This window comes from Bradyrhizobium sp. 154 (assembly GCF_023073875.1).
Classification (GTDB): Bacteria; Pseudomonadota; Alphaproteobacteria; order Rhizobiales; family Xanthobacteraceae; genus Bradyrhizobium.
Window position 1 is genome coordinate 202,559 of sequence record NZ_JADPKG010000030.1, and the last position, 23,307, is coordinate 225,865.

Below are 23,307 nucleotides of genomic sequence, written 5' to 3' on the forward strand. Positions count from 1 at the left end.
CGCCCCACAGTCCGGGGCGCTGCGGAGCGGCAAGCCCGGAATCATTGTCCCGCGCATTCTGCGGCTGGATGGATTCCGGGCTCGATGCTGCGCATCGCCCTGGAATGACGGCCAATCCTCATCGCTTCAGCAGGTCGCCACGCTACCTGCTCAAGGGATTCTGCTATCGCCTCTGAATGGGCCTCTGCGCTCCGGCTTAATATTTAGGCAATTTCCTGTCCTTGTATGCAGAAGAGGAGCGTGCCGCATCGGCTGTGAAAGGCCTCCTGCCTTCATTTTCGTGGAATACCAATGTCTTAGGATCAGGCTAAGCCTCCATTAAGCCTTGGCACGAACCTTGCGAATCCGGCTCCAACCAAAAACTTTGTGTTGGAGCGATTTCATGAAGCGCCGCGATTTCCTCAAGTCCGTTTCCGGATTGGCCGCTGGCGCGGCGCTCCCGGCCATGCCCTCGATGATCTCCTCGGCCGAAGCCGATGCGCGCTCCGAGACGCTGCTGATCGTCTCCGAGGGCGGCCCCAACAATCTCGACATCCACGGCGTCGGCACCAACGTGCCCGGCTATGAGGTGTCCTGGAATTGCTACGACCGCCTGATCAGCCACGAGATGAAGAGCGGTCCCGGCGGCGTGCCTTATTACGACCGCGACAAGTTCAAGGGCGAGCTCGCCGAGGACTTCAAGATCGACGACATGTCGGTCACCTTCAAGCTGAAGAAGAACGCCAAATTCCACGACGGGGCGCCGGTCACCGCCAAGGACGTGAAATGGTCGCTCGACCGCGCCGTCAGCGTCGGCGGCTTCCCGACCTTCCAGATGAGCGCGGGCTCGCTGACCAAGCCGGAGCAGTTCGTCGTCATCGACGACCATACGGTGCGCGTCGATTTCCTGAAGAAGGACAAGCTGACGATTCCCGATCTCGCGGTCATCGTGCCCTGCATCGTCAATTCCGAGTTGGTGAAGAAGAACGCCAGCGAGAAGGACCGTTGGGGCCTCGAATTCACCAAGCAGCAGACCGCGGGCTCCGGCGCCTACAAGGTGACGAAGTGGACGGCCGGCACCGAGGTCATCGTGGAGCGCAACGAGGATTGGGTCGGCGGTCCCTTGCCCAAGATCAAGCGCGTGATCTGGCGCATGGTGCCGCAGGCCGGCAACCGCCGGGCCCTGCTCGAGCGCGGCGATGCCGACATCTCCTATGAGCTGCCGTTCAGGGATTTTCAGGAGATGAAGGCGAACGGCAAGCTCAACGTTGTATCGCTGCCGTTCTCCAACGGCATCCAGTATATCGGCATGAACGTCACCAAGCCGCCGTTCGACAATCCCAAGGTGCGGCAGGCCATCGCCTTTGCATTGCCGTACCAGAAGATCATGGAAGCGGTGCTGTTCGGGCTCGGCAATCCCATGTTCGGCGCGCCCAAGGACAAGCCGACCGAAGTCGCCTGGCCGCAGCCGCACAAATTCAACACCGACATGGACAAGGCGAAGGCGCTGCTCAGCGAAGCCGGCTACGCCAACGGTTTCGAGACCACGATCTCATTCGATCTCAACTTCGCCGGCGTCAACGAGCCGCTCTGCGTGCTGGTGCAGGAGAGCCTCGCCCAGCTCGGCATCAAGACCACCATCAACAAGGCGCCCGGCGCCAACTGGCGCACCGAATTGAACAAGAAGGAGATGCCGCTTTTCACCAACGTGTTCTCGGGCTGGCTCGATTACCCCGAATACTTCTTCTACTGGTGCTATCACGGCAACAATTCCGTCTTCAACACCATGAGCTACAAGTCGGCGGAGATGGACAAGCTCATCGACGGCGCGCGCACGGCCGCAGCCACCGGCGACAAGGCAGCCTATGAGGCCGACGTAAAAGGCTTCGTCGATCTCGCCTATTCCGACCTTCCGCGCATCCCGCTGTACCAGCCCTTCGTCAACGTCGCGATGCAGAAGAACATCAGCGGCTACCAGTACTGGTTCCACCGCCGCCTGGATTACCGCGCGATGGCGAAGGGGTGAGGGGGCATGGTCGGCGCGCGCGATATGGTCGCGACTCTGGCTGCGTTTCCGAGTGAGGTGGCCACTGCTCTCTCACTCCCTCCCCCCTTGTGGGGGAGGGGCGGGGAGGGGGGGTAGCCACAAACTCCGACCTCTCCCGGAGCCACTCCCCTCCCTAGCCCTCCCCCACAAGGGGGGAGGGAACGCAGTGGAGTGTGCGGCCAGCAGCGCGCGCAACACGCCCAGGAGCACCGCATGCTGACCATGATCGGCAAGCGGTTGATGTTCGCGATCCCCTCGCTGATCGGCGTCGTCATCGTCACCTTCCTGCTGACGCGCGCGCTGCCAGGCGATCCCGCCGCCTACTTCGCCGGCCCCGCCGCGACCAAGGAAGCCGTCGAACAGATCCGCAAGAAGCTCGGCCTCGACAGGCCGCTGATCGAGCAGTTCTTCCGCTACACCAACGATCTCGCTCATGGCGATTTCGGCAACTCGCTGACCACCGGCCAGCCGGTCGCGGCCGAGATCCGCAACCGCCTGCCGGCGTCCGCCGAGCTGACGCTGCTCGGCCTCTTCGTCTCGATCGCCATCGCCATTCCGCTCGGCGTGCTGGCGGCAACGCGGCCGGGATCGTGGATCGACCATCTCTGCCGCGTCACCACCACGGCCGGCGTGTCGCTGCCGGTGTTCTTCACCGGCCTCGTGCTGGTCTATCTCTTCTATTTCCGTCTCGGCTGGTCGCCGGCGCCGCTCGGCCGGCTCGACGTGTTCTACAGCGCGCCGCCGACAGTGACCGGCTTCTACCTGATCGACACGCTGCTCGCGCGCGACATTGAGGCGTTCCGCTCCGCGCTGAGCCAGCTGATCTTGCCCGCGACGACGCTCGCGATCTTCTCGCTGGCGCCGATCGCGCGCATGACGCGCGCCTCGATGCTGGCGGTGCTGGCTTCGGAGTTCGTGCGAACGGCCCGCGCCAGCGGCCTGTCGCCGGGGACCGTCATCGTCACCTACGCCTTCCGCAACGCCATGCTTCCGGTCATCACCACGCTGAGCATGGTGTTCTCGTTCCTCTTGGGTGCCAACGTGCTGGTGGAGAAAGTGTTCGCATGGCCTGGCATCGGCTCCTATGCGGTGGAAGCGCTGATCTCGTCCGACTTCGCGCCGGTGCAGGGTTTCGTGCTGACCATGGCCGTCATGTACGTGCTGCTCAATCTCGTGATCGACATTTTGTACGGCGTGATCGATCCGCGCGTCAGGCTGGAGGGATAGCGCATGAGGTTTGGTGGGATTAAGCTAGCCGCGGGGACGGTCACCTCTCCCGCTTGCGGGAGAGGTCGGCGCGTAGCGCCGGGTGAGGGCTCTTTCCTCTTGGGGAGCCTCAATGAGGAGACACCCCCACCCCAGCCCTCCCCCGCAAGCGGGAGAGGGGGCGCACTTCCTTTGTGGCAACAACCGGATTCGACCGCATCACGATTCTGGGGGACATCATGAGCACCGTTGCACCAGCGGTCGAGCCCGTCGGCCCCGCCCGCACCTCGGGCCTGGTCGCAATCCTCGAACAGACGCGCTATGTGCTCGGCGAGAACAAGGTCACGGGCTTCGCCTTCGCGCTGCTGATTCTGATCCTGGCCGCCGCGATCTTCGGCCCCTATGTCGTGCCGTATGATCCGCTCGCCTCCGATACCGCCGTCGCGCTGAACCCGCCGTCGGCGGCGCACTGGTTCGGCACCGACCAGCTCGGTCGCGACATCTTTAGCCGCGTCATCGTCGCCACGCGGCTCGATGTTTTCATCGCGGTCGCCTCCATCGCGCTGGTGTTCTTGATGGGCGGGCTCGCCGGCATCGCCGGCGGTTATTTCGGCGGCTGGACCGACCGCATCGTCGGCCGCATCGCCGACACGATCATGGCTTTCCCGCTGTTCGTGCTGGCGATGGGCATCGTCGCTGCGCTCGGCAACACCGTGCAGAACATCATCCTCGCCACCGCGATCGTGAACTTCCCACTCTATGCCCGCGTCGCTCGCGCCGAGGCCAATGTCCGCCGCAATGCCGGCTTCGTGCAGGCGGCACGTCTGTCCGGCAACGGCGAATTCCGCATCCTCCTGGTGCACATCCTGCCGAACATCATGCCGATCATGATCGTGCAGATGTCGCTGACCATGGGCTACGCCATCCTCAACGCCGCCGGCCTGTCCTTCATCGGCCTCGGCGTCCGCCCGCCCACCGCCGAATGGGGCATCATGGTCGCCGAAGGTGCGGGCTTCATGGTCTCGGGCGAGTGGTGGATCGCGCTATTCCCCGGCCTTGCTTTGATGATCGCCGTGTTCTGCTTCAACCTCCTCGGCGACGGCCTGCGCGACATCGTCGACCCGCAGCGGAGGACGTGATGGTGGTCGGATTCGTGCAGCGAAGTCGTGAGGAGGGCACGTCTCTCTCGCTCCCTCCCCCCTTGTGGGGGAGGGCAGGGGAGGGGGGTAGCCCCAAGCGACGTCGGAGTTCGTGGCTACCCCCCTCCCTGCCCCTCCCCCGCAAGGGGGGAGGGAATGAGAGAGCCAAACCTCCCTCACGCGCAAAAATCCGTCAAAAATTCCCCAATGATTCCAACGCCATTCTACTGTGCATGGGGTTGTTTTCGCGTTTTTTGAGCGGCGGGACCGCGTCATGACGGCCCAACCCCTGCTCGACGTCCAGGACCTCACCGTCGAATTCACCACCCGTCGCGGCATCGTCAAAGCGGTGCAGCAGGTCAGCATCTGCCTCGCCAAGGGCGAGACGCTGGCGATCGTCGGCGAGTCCGGATCCGGCAAGTCGGTGACCTCCTATGCGGTGATGCGCATCCTCGATCGCGCGGGGCGGATCGCCGAAGGCTCCGTGATGTTCTCCGGCATCGACGTCAAGGCCGCGACCGAGGACCAGATGCGCGATCTGCGCGGCCGCGAGGTCTCGATGATTTTCCAGAATCCGCGCGCCGCCCTGAATCCGATCCGCAAGGTGGGCGACCAGATCGAGGACGTCTTGCGTACCCATGTGCAGCAGGCCCAGGTCGCCGACCATGGTGAAAAAGCCATTGAGGCGCTGGAGCAGGTCAAGATCGCCCGGCCGCGCGAGCGCTACCACGCCTATCCGTTCGAGCTGTCAGGCGGCATGTGCCAGCGCGTCGTCATCGCGCTCGCGCTGGCCTACAATCCGCAGCTCCTGATCGCGGACGAGCCGACCACCGGCCTCGACGTCACCACGCAGAAGGCGGTGATGGACCTGATCGTCGAGCTGACCAAACGACGTGCGATGTCGACCATCCTGATCACGCACGACCTCGGCCTCGCCGCCGCCTATTGCGACCGTGTGGTGGTGATGGAGAAGGGAAGGGTGGTTGAGACCGCCAAGGCCGCCGACATCTTCGCGAGCCCGCAGCACCCCTACACCAAGAAGCTGATGCGCGCGACGCCGCGGCTGGGTGTATCGTTGCGAGACTTGCTGCCGGAGGAGGGGGCTGGAGCGGCGCAATCCCCATCCGTCATGGCCGGGCTTGACCCGGCCATCCATCACACTTCGAAAGACCACCCTCAGTCGATGGACCCCCGGGTCAAGCCCGGGGGTGACGAGAGTACAAAGCCCCTTCTCCTCGTCGAAAAGCTCGTCAAGGAATACCCCCGCCAGGGCGCGACCGCCGTGCTCGGCAAATTGTTCGGCCGCAAGCCGCCCGTCGAGCCGGACGTGTTCCGCGCCGTCGACGGCATCAGCTTCTCGATTCGCGTCGGCGAGAGCGTCGGCCTGGTCGGCGAGTCCGGCTGCGGCAAATCGACGACGTCGATGATGGTGATGCGCCTGCTCGACCAGACCTCGGGCCTGATCCAATTCGGCGGCGATGACATCGGCAGCATCGCGCCTGCCGCCTTCGCCCGGCTGCCGCAGCGCAGCCGCATCCAGATGGTGTTCCAGGACCCGACCGACAGCCTCAACCCGCGCTTCACCGCCGCGCGCGCCATCGCGGACCCGATCATGCATCTCGGCGACATCAGGGGGCGCGACGCGCTGCGCGCCCGTTGCGAGGACCTGGCCACGATGGTCGGCCTGCCGCACGACCTGCTCGATCGCTTCCCACATCAATTGTCCGGCGGCCAGAAGGCCCGCGTCGGCATCGCCCGCGCCATTGCCCTGCATCCAAAACTCATCATCCTGGACGAGCCGACGGCGGCGCTTGACGTGTCGGTGCAGGCCGTTGTCCTCAATCTACTTCAGGACCTGAAGCAGCGCCTAGGTATGAGCTATCTGTTCGTCTCGCATGATTTGAATGTGGTGCGCTTGTTGTGCGATCGTGTCATTGTGATGCGGACGGGACGGATCGTCGAAGAAGGCTCTTCCGAGAAGGTCTTGAGCGATCCGCAGGACGCCTACACCAAGGAACTGCTGATGGCGATCCCGCATCCGCCGTTGCAGGTTCACTGAGATAGTTTGGGAGCGTGATGGCCGAGCCGCTGGACGACTATATCGAAGCCGTATCGAAGGCGCTTGCGCTACCGGTCGAGGAGGCCTGGAGACCCGCCGTTCGCGCCAATCTCGAAGTCTCGCTGCGGCTTGGCCGCCTCGTCGACGAATTCGCGCTGCCGGACGAGACCGAGCCGGCGCCGATTTTCACGGCCTGATGTCGCCATGATCACAAAGCCAGAGATGACCGCCACCGAGATCGCGAGCGCGGTTGCGGGCGGCAGGATGTCGGCGCTCGCTGCCACGGAAACAGCTCTCGCGCGCATCAAGCAGCACGACACCATCCTCAATTCCTTCACCGATGTCACCGCCGACCGCGCCCGTGCCAAGGCGCGCGCGATCGATGCCGAGATCGCCGCGGGTAAGAAAGTCGGCCCGCTCGCCGGCGTGCCCTTTGCAGTGAAGAACCTGTTCGACGTAGCTAACCTCGTGACGCGCGCGGGCTCGAAGATCAACCGCGACCTCTCGCCAGCCAGGCGCGACGCCGCGCTGATCGAGCGGATGGAAGCAGCCGGCGCCGTGCTGGTCGGTGCGCTCAACATGGGTGAATACGCCTACGACTTCACCGGCGAGAACGTCCATGACGGTCCCTCGCGCAATCCGCATGACACCACGCGGATGACCGGCGGCTCCTCGGGTGGATCGGGCAGCGCCGTTGGCGCCGCGTTGGTGCCGATCGCGCTGGGCTCGGACACCAATGGCTCAATCCGGGTGCCGTCCTCGTTCTGCGGCATCTTTGGTTTGAAGCCGACCTACGGCCGGCTGTCGCGGGCGCGCTCGTTCCCGTTTGTCGCGAGCCTCGATCATCTCGGCCCGCTGGCACGCTCCGTCGCCGACCTCGCGCTCGCCTATGACGTCATGCAGGGACCGGATGCCGACGATGGCGCCTGCACCACGCGTGGCGTCGAACAGGTGGCGCCGCTGCTCGGCCAGTCCATCTCGGGCTTGCGCATCGCGATCGCCGGCGGTCACTTTCAGAAGAACGTGTTTCCGGAAGCCGTCGAAGCCGTCAGCCGCGTTGCCAAGGCGCTTGGCGCGACTGAGATCGTCGACATTCCCGAAGCCTCGCGCGCCCGCGCGGCGGCTTACGTCATCACCACTACCGAAGGCGCTTCGCTGCATCTCGATCGCCTGCGCAAGCGCCCGAACGATTTTGATCCTGCCGTGCGCGACCGGCTGATTGCGGGCGCCATGGTACCGGCGCCGCTGGTCGACCGCGCACAAAAATTCCGACGCTGGTATCGCGGCCAGCTCGCCGAGATTTTTAAGTCTGTCGACGTGTTGCTTGCGCCGGCGACGCCGTGCACCGCGCCGAAGCTTGGCCAGATCAATTTCACGCTCGACGGCGTCGAGCTGCCGGTGCGCGCCAGTATCGGCATCCACACCCAGCCGATCTCCTTTATCGGCCTGCCGGTCGTCGCCGTGCCGGTGCCGCTCGAGCCGCTGCCGATCGGCGTGCAGATCATCGCCGCGCCCTGGCGCGAGGACCTCGCCTTGCGCGTCGCGTACGCACTGGAGAAAATGGGCGTGGTATCGGCGCCGTCGCCAAGGGGACTTTAAGAGGATTTTGAGATGGAGATCGATCTTCCCGACGTGATCGCCGAAGTCAGAGCCGCGTTCGAGCGCTATGAGCAGGCCCTCGTCAGCAACGACGTCGCCGTGCTCGGTGAGCTCTTCCGCAACGACCCCCGCACGCTGCGCTACGGTATCGGCGAGAACCTCTACGGCTATGAGGCGATCTCCGGCTTTCGCGCCGGCCGCTCGCCGGTCGGCCTGAACCGGCGCACCGCGAAGACCGTGATTACGAGCTATGGCCGCGACACGGCCGTGGCCTCCACCTTGTTCTATCGCGACACCGCGCCCGGCAAGGTCGGCCGGCAGATGCAGACCTGGATTCGCTTTCCGGAGGGCTGGCGCGTCGTCGCCGCCCATGTCAGCATCATCGACGAGCCGAAAGAGACCGTATGAGGCTTGACGACTTTCCGCCGGGAGCGCTGCCAGCCGAGCCGGTGGTGCCGCGCGTCGACCGTCCCTCACCGTCGCTGCACAAGGTCACGCGCGCGGAAGAGCTGCGTCTTCAGCTCGCCGACGAGATCGTGCGTGGAACTTTGGCTCCCGGTGCGCCGCTCGACGAGACCGACATCGCGCGGCGCTTCAGCGTCTCGCGCACGCCGGTGCGCGAGGCGTTGCGCCAGCTCGTCGCGAGCGGTCTTGTCGAGGCGCGCGCCCATCGTGGGGCAGTGGTGGCGCAGCCCTCGATCGAGCGGCTGAAGAGCATGTTCGAGGCGATGGCGGAGCTCGAGGCATTGTGCGCCGGCCTTGCCGCCGAGCGCATGTCGGCCGCCGAGCGGCACGGCCTGGAGGCCGTCCACGAGGAGCTACGGGTGCTGAGCTATGCCGGCAATCCCGAGCGTTTCCACGAGGTCAACGAGCGCTTCCACAACGCGATCTATGCGGGATCGCAGAACGGCTACATCGCCGAGATCACGCTCGCCACCCGCGTCCGCGTGCAGCCGTTCCGCCGCGCCCAGTTCCGCAATCTCGGACGGCTCGCCAAGTCGCAAGCTGAGCACGACCGCGTCGTCGTCGCCATCATGCGCGGTGACAAGCAGGGCGCCGCGGCAGCCATGCGCGCGCATATCGAATTGGTCCGCGGGGAGTATGAGATCTATTCGGTGTCGGTGTAGGGCGACTCGCTCGGTGCGGTAGGGTGGGCAAAAGGTGCGAAGCACCGTGCCCACCATCCATCCGCAATGATGTTGGATGGTGGGCACGCTTCGCTTTACCCACCCTACCGCACCTACGTCGTCGCGGCTTCCGCCATATACTTCCGCCAGCCGCCATACGCCGTGATGTCGCGTGCATCGGGCAACGCCTCCGGCTCGACGAGAAACCCTTTCACACTGCGGCCGTCAGTAAGCCTTATCGTGCCGATCGCCATCGGCGAAGGAATCGCATTGACGAACTTGCCGAAGGCAGACGACGACAGGGACCAGATCTCCAGCTCGATTGCGGCGCCCTTGCCGGCTTCGACGCGCAGCATGCCCGGCTTGGGCGGCGTCGTCTTGAGTGCATAGAGCTTGTAGTCCGGCGCGGTCTTGGTCGCTTCGATCAGGCGTCCGTTCAGCGCCTTGAGCTCGCCATTCAGCGCCATGCCGGAGAGATGGGCGCCGACGACTGCGATCGGAATCTCCTCGCCGCTGCTTGCGGGCAGCGGCGCGAGCGGTGCTTGCGCCACGTTCTTTGCGCCGAGACCCAGCTGCGTATCCGCATGGAACACACGGCCGATGCTGGCGAGCAACGCATCGCACCCTGCGGGGGCGAGCAGCGTAATGCCGAACGGAATGCCGTCGGCGCGCATCGACGCCGGCACGGCAAGGCCGCAGAGGTCGAGCAGATTGACAAAGTTGGTGTAGGTACCGAGCCGGCTGTTGAGCTCGATTGGATTGGCTAGCACCTCCGCGGTCGTATAGGCGCTCGGCGCGGTCGGCAGCACCAGCGCGTCGATGTTCGCAAATGTGCGCTCGGCGATCTTGCGCAGGCCCTGCAGGCGATAGAGCGCGCAGAAGGTCTCGGCGGCCGTCAACCGCGCGCCGGCCGCCGTGATCTCGCGCGTCACGGGGTGGATCGCATCGGGTGCGGACGCGAGCAGATCCTTGATCACGAGGTAGCGCTCGGCGACCCACGGGCCCTCATAGAGCAGCCGCGCCGTCTCGTAGAATGGCTCGAGGTCGAACTCGACGAGATCCGCGCCAAGCGCGCTCCAGCGTTTCAGCGCATCGCCGTAGGCGGCTTCCGCCGTCTTGTCGCCGAAGAAGATCAACTGCCCGTTGCGTGGCACGCCGAGGCGCAAATTCGCCGGGAACGGCGTGAGCTGCTGAAGCGGCCGGTCGCGCGAGAACGGGTCGGCCTGATCCGGGCCGGCCATCACGGAGAGCGCCAGCGCGGCGTCATCGACTGTCAGTGCGAACACCGAGATGCAGTCCAACGTGCGGCAGGCGGGCACGAGACCTGCGGTCGAGATCATGCCGAGGCTCGGCTTCAGCCCGACGATGTTGTTGAGCATCGCCGGCACGCGGCCGCTGCCGGCAGTGTCGGTACCGAGTGAGAGCGGCACGAGCCCGGCGCCGACGGCGACTGCCGAGCCCGAACTCGATCCGCCGGGAATGAGATCCTCATGGATCGAATTTTTGGGAATGCCGTAGGGCGAGCGCACGCCGACCAGGCCGGTCGCGAACTGATCGAGATTGGTCTTGCCGATGATAATGGCGCCCGCAGCGCGCAGGCGCTCCACGGCGCTGGAGTCGCGCGTTGGCGTATAGGCGAAGGCCGGACAGGCCGCGGTGGTCGGAAATCCCAGCGCGTCGATATTGTCCTTCACCGCAACCGGCACGCCATAGAGCGGCAGGCTCGCGGCATCCTTCGTGGCAAGTCTCTCGGCCTCCGCGATCGCGTCCTTCTCGTCGCGCAGGCTGATGAAGACCGCAGGATCGTTGTGGTCGCGAATGCGCTGGTAGGTCCGTGCGACCGTCTGCGCCGGCGTCAGCGTGCCCGCGCGATGCGCGGCCACAATCGCGGCGATCGTTTCAGGCTGCTCAGCCCCCATGACGACAAAACTCCGGCAACTGGTTCACCCGGCTCGAAGCAAGCGATGTGCCATTGTGTACAGCATCGAGGTTGGGCAAATACCCAGGATAATATCGTGATATCAGGGCTTTGCAGCGAGCTGGGGGTCGAGCGCACGCGCTTGGTTAGGGGGCATCTGCTTAAATTATGAGCAGCCGGGGTCACGTGAAGTCGGCGAGAATCCGAAGCAGGTGTTGCCGGTTCTCCCTTCCGATCTTCGCCTCGACATGCCGCTCATGCTCCGCGGCAAGTCGTTTGAACTTGGCCAGTGCCGTCGCGCCCTGCGCCGTGAGGTGCAACGCGTGCGAGCGCCGGTCCGTCTTCGACTTGACCCGCTTCACATATCTGCGCCGTTCGAGGCTGTCGAGCAGATGCACCAGCCGCGCGCGCTCGATGCCGAGGCGCTTGGCTACCGCCATCTGCGACAGGCCCGGATTGGCACCGATCACCGTCAGCACCGAATATTGCGTCGGCCTGATGTCGACCTCACCGAGCGTCCTGATGAAGTCCTGAAAGATCCATATCTGGAGGCGCCGCACCGCGTAGCCGGCATGCCCGACTAACGCATCGAGGCCGACCTCGTCGGAGTCACTCCGCTGCACTGCGCCGTTGCCGGCGCGTTTGCGTGGGGACGTCTGGGCTGCGCTGCTTGTCACATCGTGTCTCCCTCGGCGCGACCTTAGCGCCTCGACGGGCGGCGCGAAAGATTGTTGTTGACGACAACAATTGTCCCGCCCAACATTGTGGCCAAGCAGCCCGGAACGAGGCGGCAGCCGATCCCGAATCCGGGCGGAGGAGGAAACCCCATGACGACCGCCCCACGCGGTGACGCTGCAAGCCTGTTCGCAACGCCAAGGACGGTCGCAGAGCATCGCGCCGACGGCAGCATCGTGCTGCGCTCGCCCGAGCCACTTGGCGCGAGCGCGCGCTGCACCGGCGACTGGCTGGAGCAATGGGCGCGGCAAACATCCGATACGATCTTCCTCGCCGAGCGCGGCAGTGCCGATGCGCCTTGGACTACCGTCACCTATGCGCAGGCGCTGCGGCAGGTGCGGGCGGCCGCGTCCTGGATCCTGGCGCAGGGCCTCAGTGCCGAGCGACCGCTCGCTATTCTCTCCGACAACAGCATCGATCACGCGCTGCTCGCGCTCGCCGCGCAGCATGTCGGCGTGCCCTCAGCGGCCGTTTCATCCGCCTATTCGCTGGTGTCGAAAGATTTCGACAAGCTCAGGAGCATGATCGCGCTGCTCGCGCCGGGCGCGATCTATGTCTCCGCAACCAAGCCATTTGCGGCGGCGCTGGCCGCGATCAGGCCGTTGCACACGGCGCAGATCATCAGCGGCCATGCCGACGACGCCGATGCGCTGTCGTTCCGCTCCATTGCGGAGACCGTAGAGACGCTCGACGTCGCCAGAGCCTTCGCCGCGGTGACGCCGGATACGATCGCGAAATTCCTGTTCACCTCGGGCTCGACCGGTACGCCCAAGGCGGTCATCAACACCCAGCGAATGCTGACCTCGAGCCAACAGGCCAAGGCGCAGACCTGGACGTTTCTCGAACCGGGCCGCGGCGATCTCGTGATCCTCGATTGGCTGCCCTGGAGCCACACCTTCGGCGCCAACCACAATTTCAACCTCGTGCTGCGCAACGGCGGCTCGCTCTATATCGACGGCGGCAAGCCCGCGCCGGGTCTGTTTGCGACGTCCCTCGCCAATCTACGAAGCGTGATGCCGACGGTCTATTTCAACGTGCCGCGCGGCTTCGACATGCTGACCGCGGCACTGCGCGGCGACGAGGAGCTGCGCCGCCGCTTCTTCGGCGAGGTGAAATTCGCTTTCTATGCCGGCGCGGCGCTGCCGCAGAATATCTGGGATGCACTCGAAGATCTCTCGATCAAGACCGTCGGCCATGCGTTGCCGATGGTCTCGGCCTGGGGCTCGACCGAGACGTCCCCGCTCGCGACCGATTGCCATTTCCTCGCAGAACGCTCGGGCAATATCGGCGTGCCGATTCCCGGCACCGAGCTCAAGCTCGTCGCCGCCGGCGACAAGCTGGAAGTTCGCGTGCGCGGCCCCAACGTCACGCCGGGCTATTGGAAGGCGCCGGAGCTGACGAAGCAGGCGTTCGACGACGAAGGCTTCTATCTCATCGGCGATGCCGTAAAGTTTGCCGATGCGAAGCGGCCTGAGCGCGGCTTGTTCTTCGATGGGCGCGTCGCGGAAGATTTCAAGCTCAATTCCGGAACTTGGGTCAGTGTCGGCACCTTGCGTGTCGCCGGCATCGCCGCATTGGCGCCGCTCGCGCAGGATATCGTCGTTACCGGCCATGGCGGCGACGAGGTGCGCTTCCTGGTGTTTCCGAATATTGCTGCCTGCCGCGCCCATGCCGGGCTGGGCGACACGGCGGCTGTGAACGACGTGCTGGCGCATGATAAGGTCAGGACCGCGATCGCGCAGGCTCTGACGCGGCTGAAACAGCAGAGCAGCAACTCCTCCGGCCATGCCACGCGCGCGCTGCTGCTCGCCGAGCCGGCCTCGGTCGACGGCGGCGAGATCACCGACAAGGGCTACATCAACCAGCGCGCCGTGCTGACGCGTCGTGCCGATGCGGTGGCGCGGCTGAATGATGATGCGTCGAGCGAGTGGGTTGGCTTGTAGCTATCTGCTGGTCGAGACGAAGTCAGGCACGCTCTTTCCACGTCGTCGTTGCTGTGCAGAGGGACCCTTGCGACGAAGCAAATCAGACTGTCCCCGTGGAAGGACTTCCGGCGAAATCCGACTAAACGGCTTGGCCAATAGGCCAGTCATTCTGTCGCAATATCTTGCCAATTCTTTTTGTTGCCCAAGCAACTAATTTATGCGAACCGTTTCCGGCAGGGAGGACGGCGGGGCAACCGCCGCATCCGCTTCGGAGGAACACCATGCGCGGCAGGAATGGCACCGTCGGCAGGTGCCGGCGTATGCCTGGGCAGGAGAGGAGCAGACAGCTCGCGCGCGATCTGTCAGGGCTCAGTGCTGCCGGTCACCGCGCCGAGATTTTCGTGCAGCCGACGGAGCAGGTCGATCAGCACCTCGCGCTCGTCCTTGCTGAGGCAGGACAGGAGGCGCCGCTCGCGTTCGAGCGCCGCGACGATCACCTTGTCGTGGGTGGCGCGGCCCTTCGCCGTGAGCGAGATCGAATGGGTGCGGCCATCGTTCGGGTCGGTGCGGATCGACACCAGCCCGCGCTTTTCGAGCCCCGCGAGCGTCCGGCTCACCGGGCCCTTGTCGAAGCCGATGACGTGGCAGATGCGCGACGCCGGAATGCCGGGCTCGATCGCCAGCAGCGACATGATCCGCCATTCCGTGACGTTGACGCCGAACTGCCGCTGATAGAACGAGGTCGCGCTGTTCGAGAGCTTGTTGGCGATGAAGGTGATGAAGGCCGGGACGTAACGGTCGAGATCGAGCGTCGGCCCGAATTCGGCGGGCGCAGGCTTTTGGCGGGCTCTGGTCAAGGACGGCGGCATATCGGGGTTCTGAGTCGCGGCTTGTCCCATGACCTAAGGGTAAGCGCCGCCCTTTCACAAGATCAAAATGAGAGAGGTCTTCCATGACCGCATCCGGCTCCCCTGTAGCAACTGACGTCGCGGCCGTGCCGCATCTCGACGTCGATCCCTTCGCGATGAGTTTTTTTGCCGATCCCTACCCCACGCATGAACTGCTGCGGGAGGCGGGCCCGGTCGTCTATCTCGACAAATGGAGCGTGTACGGTGTGGCGCGCTATGCCGAGGTCCATGCCGTGCTGAATGATCCGGCGACCTTCTGCTCCAGCCGCGGTGTCGGCCTCAGTGATTTCAAGAAGGAGACGCCGTGGCGGCCGCCGAGCCTGATCCTGGAGGCCGATCCGCCCGCGCACACCCGCACCCGCGCCGTGCTGTCAAAGGTGCTTTCCCCCACCGTGATGAAGCAGGTGCGCGACCGCTTTGCCGCAGCGGCCGAGGTGCGGGTCGATGCGCTGCTGGAGAAGCGCAGCTTCGATGCGATCGCGGATCTTGCCGAGGCCTATCCACTCTCGATTTTTCCGGATGCGCTCGGGCTTAAGCCGGAAGGCCGCGAGCATTTGATTCCCTATGCGAGCGTCGTGTTCAACGCCTTCGGCCCGCCCAACCAGTTGCGCCAGGAGGCGATCGAACGTTCGGCGCCGCATCAGGCTTATGTCGCCGAGCAGTGCCAGCGCGAGAATCTGGCACCCGGCGGATTCGGCGCCTGCATTCATGACCGCGTCGATGACGGCGAGATCACCGCGACCGAAGCGCCGCTGCTGGTGCGCTCGCTGCTGTCGGCCGGCCTCGACACCACTGTCAACGGCATCGGCGCCGCGGTCTATTGCCTCGCGCGCTTCCCGGATCAATGGCAGCGCCTGCGCGAGGATCTCTCGCTCGCGCGTGGCGCTTTCGAGGAGGCCGTGCGGTTCGAAAGCCCGGTGCAGACCTTCTTCCGCACCACCACGCGGGAGGTCGAGCTGTCCGGCGCGAAGATCGGCGAAGGTGAGAAGGTGCTGATGTTCCTCGCCGCCGCCAACCGCGATCCGCGGCGCTGGGACAAGCCCGACAGCTACGACATCACCCGCCGCACCTCGGGCCATGTCGGGTTCGGCTCCGGCATCCATATGTGCGTCGGTCAGCTCGTCGCCCGCCTCGAAGGCGAGGTGATGCTGACGGCTCTGGCGCGCCGTATCGCGAAAATCGAGATCGCGGGTGAGCCGAAGCGCCGCTTCAACAACACGCTGCGCGGGCTCGACAGCCTGCCTGTCACCATCACCCCGGCCTGACGAGGAGCTTCATGCCCGCCATCACTTTCATCCATCCCAACGGCAGGTCTGATCGTGTCGAGACCAGCGATGGCGAAAGCGCCATGCAGGCCGCGACCCGCCACGGCGTCGACGGCATTCTGGCCGAATGCGGCGGCAACGCCATGTGTGCGACCTGTCACGTCTATGTCGACGAGAGCTGGCTCGCGCGCCTGCCAGCAATGGCCGACGAGGAGGATGCGCTGCTCGAGGGCACCGCAAGCGAGCGGCTCCCGAACAGTCGGCTGTCCTGCCAGATCCACATCACGCCCGCGCTCGACGGGCTCATCGTGAGGCTGCCGGAGCGGCAGGTCTGAAATCTGTGCCGCGCCGGCAACGGTCGGCGTGGCAACACATTCAACAGGAGAGGGAACGATGAAGCATCTGAAGTGGACGCTCGCACTGGCTGCGAGCCTGATGGTCGGCGCGGCAAGCGCCGAGATATCCGACAATGTCGTGCGCGTCGGCGTGCTCAACGACATCTCCGGCATCTTCCAGGACACCAACGGCATGGGCTCAGTCGAGGCCGCGCGCATGGCGGCCGAGGATTTCAACGGTGGCGGCAAGGGCATCAAGGTCGAGATCGTCTATGCCGACCATCAGAACAAGGCCGATGTCGGCCGCGCCATCGCGCGCAAATGGCTCGACGTCGAAGGCGTTGATGCCATCGTCGACGTGCCGAACTCGGCGGTCGGCCTCTCCATCAACTCGCTCTTGCGCGATAGCCGCATGACGTTCCTGGCGTCCTCGACGGCAAGCTCCGATCTCACCGGCAAGGCCTGCTCGCCCAACACCATTCAATGGGTCAACGACGCCTGGGCGACCGGTAACACCACGGCGGCCGCGATGATGTCGCGTGGCGGCAAGGAGTGGTATTTCCTCACGGTCGACTACGCGCTCGGCAAGGGAATCGAGGCTGAGGCACAGAAATACATCGAGGCGCATGGCGGCAAGGTGGTGGGTTCGTCCAAGCATCCGCTCGGGACCTCCGATTTCGCGTCCTTCCTGTTGCAGGCGCAAAGCTCGAAAGCGCAGGTTATCGGCCTCGCCAATGCCGGCGGAGATACCATCAACGCAGTGAAGCAGGCCGCCGAATTCGGCATCCAGCAGAGCGGCCAGAAGCTGGTTGCCTTCCTGCTCTTCATCAACGACGTCCACGGCATGGGCATCAAGGTCGCGCAAGGGCTCCAGCTGATGGAAGCCTTCTACTGGGACATGAACGACGACACGCGCGCTTTCGCCAAGCGCTTCGCCGCGCGGCCCGGCATGAACGGCAAGATGCCAAGCGGCAATCAGGCCGGCGTCTACGCCTCCACGCTCGCCTATCTCAACGCCGTCGCCGCCACGGGCAGCGATAATGCCAAGAACGTCGTGCCCGAGATGAAGAAGTTCAGGGACAAGGACAAGCTGTTCGGCGACACCACGATTCGTCAGGATGGCCGGGTCGTGCACCCAATGTACCTGTTCGAGGTGAAGAAGCCCGAGGAGTCGAAATACCCCTACGACTATTACAAGCTGGTCTCGACGATTCCCGCGGACCAGGCGTTCCGCCCGCTGGCGGAGGGCGGGTGTGAGTTGGTGAAGTAGGTGGAGCTGCGCGCGCTGCTGCACCCTCTCCCCTTGTGGGAGAGGGTGGCTTCGCAAAGCGGAGCCGGGTGAGGGGTTGTCTCCTCACGAACTCCCTTTCGAGTTGAGAGAACCCCTCATCCGGCGCTTCGCGCCACCTTCTCCCACAAGGGGAGAAGGAGAACTACACCACCTTGCTACTCCCTTGCGTGATCAGTCGCGCCGCCCGCTGGTCGCGGGCGTAGATCCAGAGCCAGCTCAGCGCGACGCTGAGGCGGTGGCGGAGGCCGATCAGGAAGTAGATGTGGGCGATGCCCCAGATCCACCACGCGATGGTGCCGCGCAGCTTGATGCGGCCGAAATCGATTACCGCGAGCCGCTTGCCGATCTGCGCGAGGCTGCCGGCGTGCTTGTAGCGGAAGGCGCCCTTCGCCTGCCCGCGTAGCCGAGCCTTGATGGTCTCGGCGACATGGCGGCCCTGCTGCTTCGCCGCCGGCGCGATGCCGGGCACCGGCTTGCCCTCCCAGGCATTGATGCTGACGGTATCGCCGATCGCGAAGATCTCGGGATGCCCCGGAATGGTCAGGTCCGCCTCGACCTGCACCCGCCCGGCGCGATCGCTTGGTGCGCCCAGCCATTCGGCAGCGGGCGAAGCGCGCACGCCGGCGGCCCAGATCCTGGTCTTGGCGTTGAGCCGCGTGCCGCCGAACACCACGCCATCGCGGTCGATCTCGGTCACGGGTTGCCCCAGCACGACCTCAACGCCGATCTTTTCCAGCGACGCCTGCGCGTAAGCCGAGAGGTCGTCGGCAAAGCCGGCGAGCACGCGCGGGCCGGCCTCGATCAGCACGACACGCGCCTTGGTCGTGTCGATGTTGCGGAAATCGCCGGGCAGAGTGTGGTGCGCCATCTCGGCGATGGTGCCGGCGAGCTCGACGCCAGTCGGGCCGGCGCCGACGATGACGAAGGTCAGCCGCGCCGCGCGCCTCTCCTGATCCGTTTCGCGCTCGGCGCGCTCGAATGCCACCAGGATGTGCCGGCGCAGCGTTGTCGCGTCCTCCAGCGTCTTCAGGCCCGGCGCGAATTGCTCCCATTCGTCGTGGCCGAAATAGGCGTGTCGCGCACCGGTGGCTAGCACCAGCGTGTCGTAGGGCACCTCGCTGCCGTCGTCGATCAGAACGCAGCGACGTGCCGTGTCGACGCCGCTCACTGTGGCAAACAGCGTCGTCACCTCACGGCGATCGCGCATGAGATGGCGAATTGGCCAGGCGATCTCGCTGGTCGCCAGCGAGGCGGTCGCGACCTGGTAGAGCAGCGGCTGGAACAGATGATGGTTGCGGCGGTCGATCAGCGTGATCTCGACCGGCGCGCCCGCGAGCCGATAGGTCGTCTCCAGCCCGCCAAAGCCGGCTCCGACGATGACGACGCGGTGCGGTGTCGTGGTCATGATGCGCCCCTCGAATCGCGCTGCTCTATTTGTTCATTTAAGTGCGGTTCTGGGGCCGCGGTCCAATAGGCGTCATCAATCGTCGAATAGGCCAAGTGTATCGATGTGGCGCGAAAAAGCGCCGCAGCGTTGATCATGGCTTGGCCGAAGTGAGTAGAACTATATTTCTTGCCATCTCCAATTGGGGCGAAATATGGTGCAGGGACGGGCCCTGAGCCATTGGCGGCTCGACAGATTTTGCGTTCAATAGAGACTGGCCCGGGGGCGGCGATCACCCCGCCTCGGGACCGATAATCAAGGAGGGGAGTGGTTATGAGGACGGCATTCTGGCTGGCGGGCGCAGCGGCGCTGGTGCTGGCAAATCCGGCATGCGCCGGCGACACCATCAAGATCGGCTTCGTGTCGACCTTCAGCGGCCCGACCGCCGTGATCGGCAATGACATGCGCAATTCCTTCGAGCTCGCGCTCGATCATCTCGGCCGCAAGATGGACGGCAAGCCGGTCGAGGTGATCTACGAGGACGACGGGCAGAAGCCGGATGTCGGCAAGCAGAAGACCGAGAAGCTGGTGCAGTCCGACAAGGTCGATTTCATCGTCGGCTACATCTGGTCGAACGTGCTCCTGGCCTCGCTCAAGACCGCGGTGGACTCGCAGACCTTCCTGATCTCGGCCAATGCCGGTCCCTCGCAGCTCGCGGGCGAGCTGTGCTCGCCTTATGTGTTCTCGACCTCCTGGCAGAACGACCAGACGCCGCAGGCGATGGGCCTCTACATGAACCAGAAGGGCGTCAAGAGCGTGTTCCTGATCGGGCCGAACTACGCCGCCGGCAAGGACATGCTCGCCGGTTTGAAGAGCACGTTCAAGGGCGAGATCAAGGGCGAGGAGTACACGGTCTGGCCGAGCCAGCTCGACTTCTCCGCCGAGCTCTCCAAGGCGCGCGCCTCCGGCGCCGAGTCGATCTTCGTGTTCTACCCCGGTGCCGCCGGCGTGCAGTTCCTCAATCAATATGCCCAAGCCGGCCTCAAGAGCACCATGCCGCTCTACACCGTCTTCACCATCGACGAGCTGTCGCTGCCGCTCCAGAAGGAGAATGCGCTCGGAGTGCCCGGCGCGCAGGAATGGGTCAATGACCTCCCCAACGAGCAGAACAAGCGCTTCGTCGCCGATTATCGCAAGAAGTATCCCGGCCTGCGGCCGACCTACTACGGCGCACAATCGTATGATGCCGCCCAGCTCATCAACAGCGCCGTGGTCGCGGTGAAGGGCGACACCAGCAAGAAGGATGCGATGAAGGCCGAGATGGAAAAGGCCAACTTCAAGTCGCTGCGCGGCTCCTTCAAGTACGGCAACAATCACATCCCGATCCAGAGCTTCTATCTCCAGGACGTGGTCAAGGACGCCGAAGGCCAGCTCGCGCTGAAGACCGTCGCCACCATCGTCGAGAACGACCAGGATCGTTTCCACGACAAGTGCAAGATGAAGTGAGGTCTTGATCTTCCCCTCTTCCCGCGCTTGCCCGCCGAAGCTTTAGCGTACGCGGATGCGGGGAGAGGGGCTGGGTGAGGAGAAGTCTCCGTTGGGACGGAGAGAGACGTTTATTCGATAGTCGCCGCACCGTCATTGCGAGCGTAGCGAAGCAATCCAGAGTCTTTCCGCAGAGGGATTCTGGATTGCTTCGCTACGCTCGCAATGACGTGTTGAGGGAGCCTTGCTCGTCGCTGCGATGTGACTCGCGGAGACCCCCTCACCCGGAGGAGCCTACATCCTTGGCATGCTCGCAGGCCGCACCTCGCGGGCCTGCGCTGCGAGCCTGATGCCGGCATTGGCCGCGCCAAAGCCCTGATAGCGCCGCCGTTCGACGATCTCGAAGAAGAAGCGCTCGTCGAAGATGTGGGTGTAGACCTGGAAGAATTCGCCGTCACCCTCGCGGTCGTAGAGGATGTGATTGGCGCGCAGTTGCGCCATCAGCTCGGGCGAAAGGTCGTATTTGGCTTCGATGTCGTCGTAGTAATTATCAGGGATGTCGAGGAAATCCGCGCCGCGCTTGCGCATCTCCGCGACCGTCGCAAAGATGTTGCGGCACGAGAACGCGACGTGCTGCACGCCGGAGCCGAAGAACTCGGAGATGAAGCGCGACGGCAGCGTGCGGTTGGCAGAGGAGCCGTTGAGCACGAAGCACAGGCTCTGGTCGGCGTTGATGATGGCCTGGCTCTGCACCAAGCCTCTCGGGTCGACGATCTCCATCTGCGGCAGTCGCGTCAGGTCGAGGATGCCGGTGTAGAACAACAGCCAGGACAGCATCTCGTCATAGGGCATCGACTGCGCGATGTGATCGACCGCCAGCAGCGCGTCCTCGCTCGCCTCGCTCGGTACCGGCTCGAAATCGGTGTCCCAGTTCTTGCCGGCCTGATCCAGAAAATAGAGCAGGCTGCCGCCGACGCCGTGGATCGCCGGGATCTCGAGTTCGCCCGGCCCGACCGGCTGGTAGAAGGTGCGCGCCTTCAGCGCTTCGGCGCGCTGCATGGAAAGGCCCGCATTGTCGACGTCGAGTGCGATCGCACAGACGCCGGGGCCATGGGTGACGTAATGCGAATGCGCAAAGCCGTCCGTCTCGGAATTGATGACGAGCTCGACCTTGCCTTGCGACCAACGCTCCACCGCCTTGCTGCGGTGCTTGCCGGTCCTGCGAAAACCGAGCTGCGCGAACAGTCGGGCAAGCTCGCCGGCCTTGGTCTCGTTGACGGCGAACTCGACGAAGCCGGTACCGTGGCTTCTGGATTTCGGCGCCAGCGGCTCGCGGACAAGCTTTGGCCAGTCCGGTGCGAGCTGGTCCTCCAGCAGGATCAGCGAGCGCAGGCCGTCGACCGCCGTCTGGGCCGCCGAGCCGGCGCGGAACTGGTCGTTGAAGATCTCCAGCGACAGCGGCCCGGCATAGCCGGTCGCCGCCACCGCCGCCATGAACTCGCGGACCGGGAGGTCACCCTGGCCCGGGAAGGAGCGGAAGTGCCGGCTCCAGGAGAGGATGTCGAGCTCGAGCTTCGGCGCGTCAGCAAGCTGCACCAGAAAGATCTTGTCGCCGGGAATCGAAGCCATCGCGCGGGTCGGAAAGCCGGGCGCCAGCGCATGAAAGCTGTCGAGGATGATGCCGATTGCCGGATGATCGGCGCGGCGCACGATCTCCCAGGCGTCGCGGTAGTCGTTGACGTGTCGTCCCCAAGCCAGCGCCTCGTATCCGACGCGCAAACCACGTTTCACCGCACGTTCGCCGAGCTCGCGAAAATCGTCCGCGGCACGGTCGATGCCGCCAAGCGAGGTGGGCGAAACGTTGGAGCAGATCAGCAAGAGATCGGTGCCGAGCTCTTGCATCAAATCGAACTTGCGCATCGCACGGGCAAAGTTGCGCGAACGCTGCGGCTCCGGCATGCCTTCGAAATCGCGGAACGGCTGGAACGCGCAGATCTCGAGATTGAGGTCCTTGCAGAGCTGTGCCACCTCGCGCGGGCCCGCGCCGAACGACAACAGATCGTTCTCGAAGATCTCGACCGCGTCGAAGCCGGCTGAGGCGATGGCGCGCAGCTTTTCGTCGAGGGTGCCGGAGAGGGACACGGTTGCGATCGAACGCTTGTTCATGCGGCGCTCTCCTCCATGGCGCCGCCCAGGAACAATTGCCCGATGCGGGGATCGTTCAGAATGCGCTTGGCGTCGTCGATCATCCGGGTCTGGCCGAGCTCGAGCACGATGCCGATGTCCGAGATCTCCAGCGCCGAACGTGCGTTCTGCTCGATCATCAGGATCGTGACGCCGCGGTCGCGCAAGCTTTTGAGGATATCGAAGGTCTGCTGCACCATCAGCGGCGACAGGCCGATCGAGGGCTCGTCGATCAGCACCAGCCTGGGTTCGAGCAGCAGCGAGCGGGCGATCTCGAGTTGCTTCTGCTCGCCGCCGGACAGCGTGGAAGCCTGCTGCGTCGATTTTTGCCGCAGCGCCGGAAACAGGTCGAGTGCCGCCTCGATCCGCTTGGGAAGATCGAGGCTCTTGTCCGCAGCGACGCCGCCGAGTTCGATGTTGTGGCGTACCGAAAGCTCGGGAAAGATGTTGCGGCCCTGCGGCACGTAGCAGATGCCGGCATTGAGCAGCGCGCGCTGGCTCAGGTTCGTGACGTCGCGGCCGGCAAAGCTGATCTTGCCCTCGCGCAGCTTGAGCAGGCCGAAGATTGCCTTGAAGACGGTGGACTTGCCGGCGCCGTTCGGGCCGATGATCGTCGTGATCGTGGCTTGCGGCACGGCGAAGGTCGTGCCGTTCAAAATCGTCATCTTGCCGTAGCCGCCGACGAGATTGTGAACAGAGAGGATCGGGTCGCTCATGGCTC

Annotated in this window: 19 protein-coding genes; 13 read left to right on the forward strand and 6 right to left on the reverse strand. The window is 64.7% G+C overall.

All coding sequences use genetic code 11. From position 1 onward, the window contains the following. Positions 1-382 precede the first annotated feature (382 nt). From IVA92_RS06510 to IVA92_RS06545, 8 genes are all read left to right on the forward strand, one after another. On the forward strand, positions 383-2,005 hold the full coding sequence (locus IVA92_RS06510) for an ABC transporter substrate-binding protein (protein ID WP_247281886.1): 1,623 nt from the start codon (positions 383-385) through the stop codon (positions 2,003-2,005). A 234-nt stretch (positions 2,006-2,239) separates the two neighbouring features. Continuing rightward, entirely contained in the window at positions 2,240-3,253 is a 1,014-nt protein-coding gene (locus IVA92_RS06515; protein WP_247281885.1) for an ABC transporter permease, read from the forward strand. A 218-nt stretch (positions 3,254-3,471) separates the two neighbouring features. Continuing rightward, positions 3,472-4,371: an ABC transporter permease gene (locus IVA92_RS06520; RefSeq protein ID WP_247281884.1), complete on the forward strand. Its 900-nt coding sequence runs from the start codon at positions 3,472-3,474 to the stop codon at positions 4,369-4,371. A 274-nt stretch (positions 4,372-4,645) separates the two neighbouring features. Further along, positions 4,646-6,430 carry an ABC transporter ATP-binding protein gene (locus IVA92_RS06525; protein ID WP_247281883.1) on the forward strand — a complete coding sequence of 595 codons (1,785 nt, stop codon included), beginning with the start codon at positions 4,646-4,648 and terminating at the stop codon, positions 6,428-6,430. 17 nt (positions 6,431-6,447) lie between these two features. Then, entirely contained in the window at positions 6,448-6,627 is a 180-nt protein-coding gene (locus IVA92_RS06530) for a DUF4089 domain-containing protein (protein WP_247281882.1), read from the forward strand. A gap of 7 nt (positions 6,628-6,634) precedes the next feature. Further along, positions 6,635-8,029: an AtzE family amidohydrolase gene (locus IVA92_RS06535; protein WP_247281881.1), complete on the forward strand. Its 1,395-nt coding sequence runs from the start codon at positions 6,635-6,637 to the stop codon at positions 8,027-8,029. Positions 8,030-8,041: 12 nt separating this feature from the next. Continuing rightward, positions 8,042-8,437, forward strand: coding sequence for an oxalurate catabolism protein HpxZ (gene hpxZ, locus IVA92_RS06540; protein WP_247281880.1), 396 nt, complete (start codon positions 8,042-8,044; stop codon positions 8,435-8,437). Next, positions 8,434-9,156 carry a GntR family transcriptional regulator gene (locus IVA92_RS06545; RefSeq protein ID WP_247281879.1) on the forward strand — a complete coding sequence of 241 codons (723 nt, stop codon included), beginning with the start codon at positions 8,434-8,436 and terminating at the stop codon, positions 9,154-9,156. Before hpxZ ends, IVA92_RS06545 begins: the two co-directional genes overlap by 4 nt. Positions 9,157-9,269: 113 nt before the next feature. Here the strand turns inward: IVA92_RS06545 and atzF are convergent, their stop codons facing one another. Beyond that, positions 9,270-11,075: an allophanate hydrolase gene (atzF, locus tag IVA92_RS06550; RefSeq protein ID WP_247281878.1), complete on the reverse strand. Its 1,806-nt coding sequence runs from the start codon at positions 11,073-11,075 to the stop codon at positions 9,270-9,272. Positions 11,076-11,256: 181 nt separating this feature from the next. Then, positions 11,257-11,751 (reverse strand): MarR family winged helix-turn-helix transcriptional regulator, encoded by a 495-nt coding sequence (locus IVA92_RS06555; protein WP_247281877.1) that lies wholly within the window; start codon positions 11,749-11,751, stop codon positions 11,257-11,259. Positions 11,752-11,901: 150 nt separating this feature from the next. On the opposite strand from IVA92_RS06555, the gene IVA92_RS06560 reads away from it, so the two are divergent. Beyond that, a complete protein-coding gene (locus IVA92_RS06560) occupies positions 11,902-13,752 on the forward strand; it encodes a feruloyl-CoA synthase (RefSeq protein ID WP_247281876.1) in 1,851 nt (616 codons plus the stop codon). Positions 13,753-14,096: 344 nt separating this feature from the next. Here IVA92_RS06560 and IVA92_RS06565 read toward each other — a convergent pair whose 3' ends face one another. Next, positions 14,097-14,603, reverse strand: a complete 507-nt coding sequence (locus tag IVA92_RS06565; RefSeq protein WP_247281875.1) for a MarR family transcriptional regulator — start codon at positions 14,601-14,603, stop codon at positions 14,097-14,099. An 83-nt stretch (positions 14,604-14,686) separates the two neighbouring features. Between IVA92_RS06565 and IVA92_RS06570 the strand changes: the two genes are divergently transcribed. From IVA92_RS06570 to IVA92_RS06580, 3 genes are read left to right on the forward strand one after another with little or no spacing between them, the layout of a single operon-like run. Further along, on the forward strand, positions 14,687-15,907 hold the full coding sequence (locus tag IVA92_RS06570) for a cytochrome P450 (RefSeq protein ID WP_247281874.1): 1,221 nt from the start codon (positions 14,687-14,689) through the stop codon (positions 15,905-15,907). An 11-nt stretch (positions 15,908-15,918) separates the two neighbouring features. Continuing rightward, positions 15,919-16,242: a 2Fe-2S iron-sulfur cluster-binding protein gene (locus tag IVA92_RS06575; RefSeq protein ID WP_247281873.1), complete on the forward strand. Its 324-nt coding sequence runs from the start codon at positions 15,919-15,921 to the stop codon at positions 16,240-16,242. Between the two features lie 58 nt (positions 16,243-16,300). Next, positions 16,301-17,512 (forward strand): ABC transporter substrate-binding protein, encoded by a 1,212-nt coding sequence (locus IVA92_RS06580; protein ID WP_247281872.1) that lies wholly within the window; start codon positions 16,301-16,303, stop codon positions 17,510-17,512. A gap of 163 nt (positions 17,513-17,675) precedes the next feature. On the opposite strand, the gene IVA92_RS06585 is transcribed toward IVA92_RS06580, so the two are convergent. Continuing rightward, positions 17,676-18,938, reverse strand: coding sequence for an NAD(P)/FAD-dependent oxidoreductase (locus IVA92_RS06585; RefSeq protein WP_247281871.1), 1,263 nt, complete (start codon positions 18,936-18,938; stop codon positions 17,676-17,678). Between the two features lie 312 nt (positions 18,939-19,250). On the opposite strand from IVA92_RS06585, the gene IVA92_RS06590 reads away from it, so the two are divergent. Then, entirely contained in the window at positions 19,251-20,423 is a 1,173-nt protein-coding gene (locus IVA92_RS06590) for an ABC transporter substrate-binding protein (RefSeq protein WP_247281870.1), read from the forward strand. Positions 20,424-20,696: 273 nt separating this feature from the next. On the opposite strand, the gene IVA92_RS06595 is transcribed toward IVA92_RS06590, so the two are convergent. Then, positions 20,697-22,568, reverse strand: coding sequence for a sugar phosphate isomerase/epimerase and 4-hydroxyphenylpyruvate domain-containing protein (locus IVA92_RS06595; RefSeq protein ID WP_247281869.1), 1,872 nt, complete (start codon positions 22,566-22,568; stop codon positions 20,697-20,699). After that, a complete protein-coding gene (locus IVA92_RS06600) occupies positions 22,565-23,302 on the reverse strand; it encodes an ABC transporter ATP-binding protein (RefSeq protein WP_247281868.1) in 738 nt (245 codons plus the stop codon). Before IVA92_RS06600 ends, IVA92_RS06595 begins: the two co-directional genes overlap by 4 nt. Between the last annotated feature and the right edge of the window lie 5 nt (positions 23,303-23,307).

Bases quoted from the DNA above. Each gene is read 5' to 3' on its own strand.
- IVA92_RS06510 (WP_247281886.1), top strand. From the start codon at position 383: ATGAAGCGCCGCGATTTCCTCAAGTCCGTTTCCGGATTGGCCGCTGGC.
- IVA92_RS06515 (WP_247281885.1), top strand. From the start codon at position 2,240: ATGCTGACCATGATCGGCAAGCGGTTGATGTTCGCGATCCCCTCGCTG.
- IVA92_RS06520 (WP_247281884.1), top strand. From the start codon at position 3,472: ATGAGCACCGTTGCACCAGCGGTCGAGCCCGTCGGCCCCGCCCGCACC.
- IVA92_RS06525 (WP_247281883.1), top strand. From the start codon at position 4,646: ATGACGGCCCAACCCCTGCTCGACGTCCAGGACCTCACCGTCGAATTC.
- IVA92_RS06530 (WP_247281882.1), top strand. From the start codon at position 6,448: ATGGCCGAGCCGCTGGACGACTATATCGAAGCCGTATCGAAGGCGCTT.
- IVA92_RS06535 (WP_247281881.1), top strand. From the start codon at position 6,635: ATGATCACAAAGCCAGAGATGACCGCCACCGAGATCGCGAGCGCGGTT.
- hpxZ (WP_247281880.1), top strand. From the start codon at position 8,042: ATGGAGATCGATCTTCCCGACGTGATCGCCGAAGTCAGAGCCGCGTTC.
- IVA92_RS06545 (WP_247281879.1), top strand. From the start codon at position 8,434: ATGAGGCTTGACGACTTTCCGCCGGGAGCGCTGCCAGCCGAGCCGGTG.
- atzF (WP_247281878.1), bottom strand. From the start codon at position 11,075: ATGGGGGCTGAGCAGCCTGAAACGATCGCCGCGATTGTGGCCGCGCAT.
- IVA92_RS06560 (WP_247281876.1), top strand. From the start codon at position 11,902: ATGACGACCGCCCCACGCGGTGACGCTGCAAGCCTGTTCGCAACGCCA.
- IVA92_RS06565 (WP_247281875.1), bottom strand. From the start codon at position 14,603: ATGCCGCCGTCCTTGACCAGAGCCCGCCAAAAGCCTGCGCCCGCCGAA.
- IVA92_RS06570 (WP_247281874.1), top strand. From the start codon at position 14,687: ATGACCGCATCCGGCTCCCCTGTAGCAACTGACGTCGCGGCCGTGCCG.
- IVA92_RS06575 (WP_247281873.1), top strand. From the start codon at position 15,919: ATGCCCGCCATCACTTTCATCCATCCCAACGGCAGGTCTGATCGTGTC.
- IVA92_RS06580 (WP_247281872.1), top strand. From the start codon at position 16,301: ATGAAGCATCTGAAGTGGACGCTCGCACTGGCTGCGAGCCTGATGGTC.
- IVA92_RS06585 (WP_247281871.1), bottom strand. From the start codon at position 18,938: ATGACCACGACACCGCACCGCGTCGTCATCGTCGGAGCCGGCTTTGGC.
- IVA92_RS06590 (WP_247281870.1), top strand. From the start codon at position 19,251: ATGAGGACGGCATTCTGGCTGGCGGGCGCAGCGGCGCTGGTGCTGGCA.
- IVA92_RS06595 (WP_247281869.1), bottom strand. From the start codon at position 22,568: ATGAACAAGCGTTCGATCGCAACCGTGTCCCTCTCCGGCACCCTCGAC.
- IVA92_RS06600 (WP_247281868.1), bottom strand. From the start codon at position 23,302: ATGAGCGACCCGATCCTCTCTGTTCACAATCTCGTCGGCGGCTACGGC.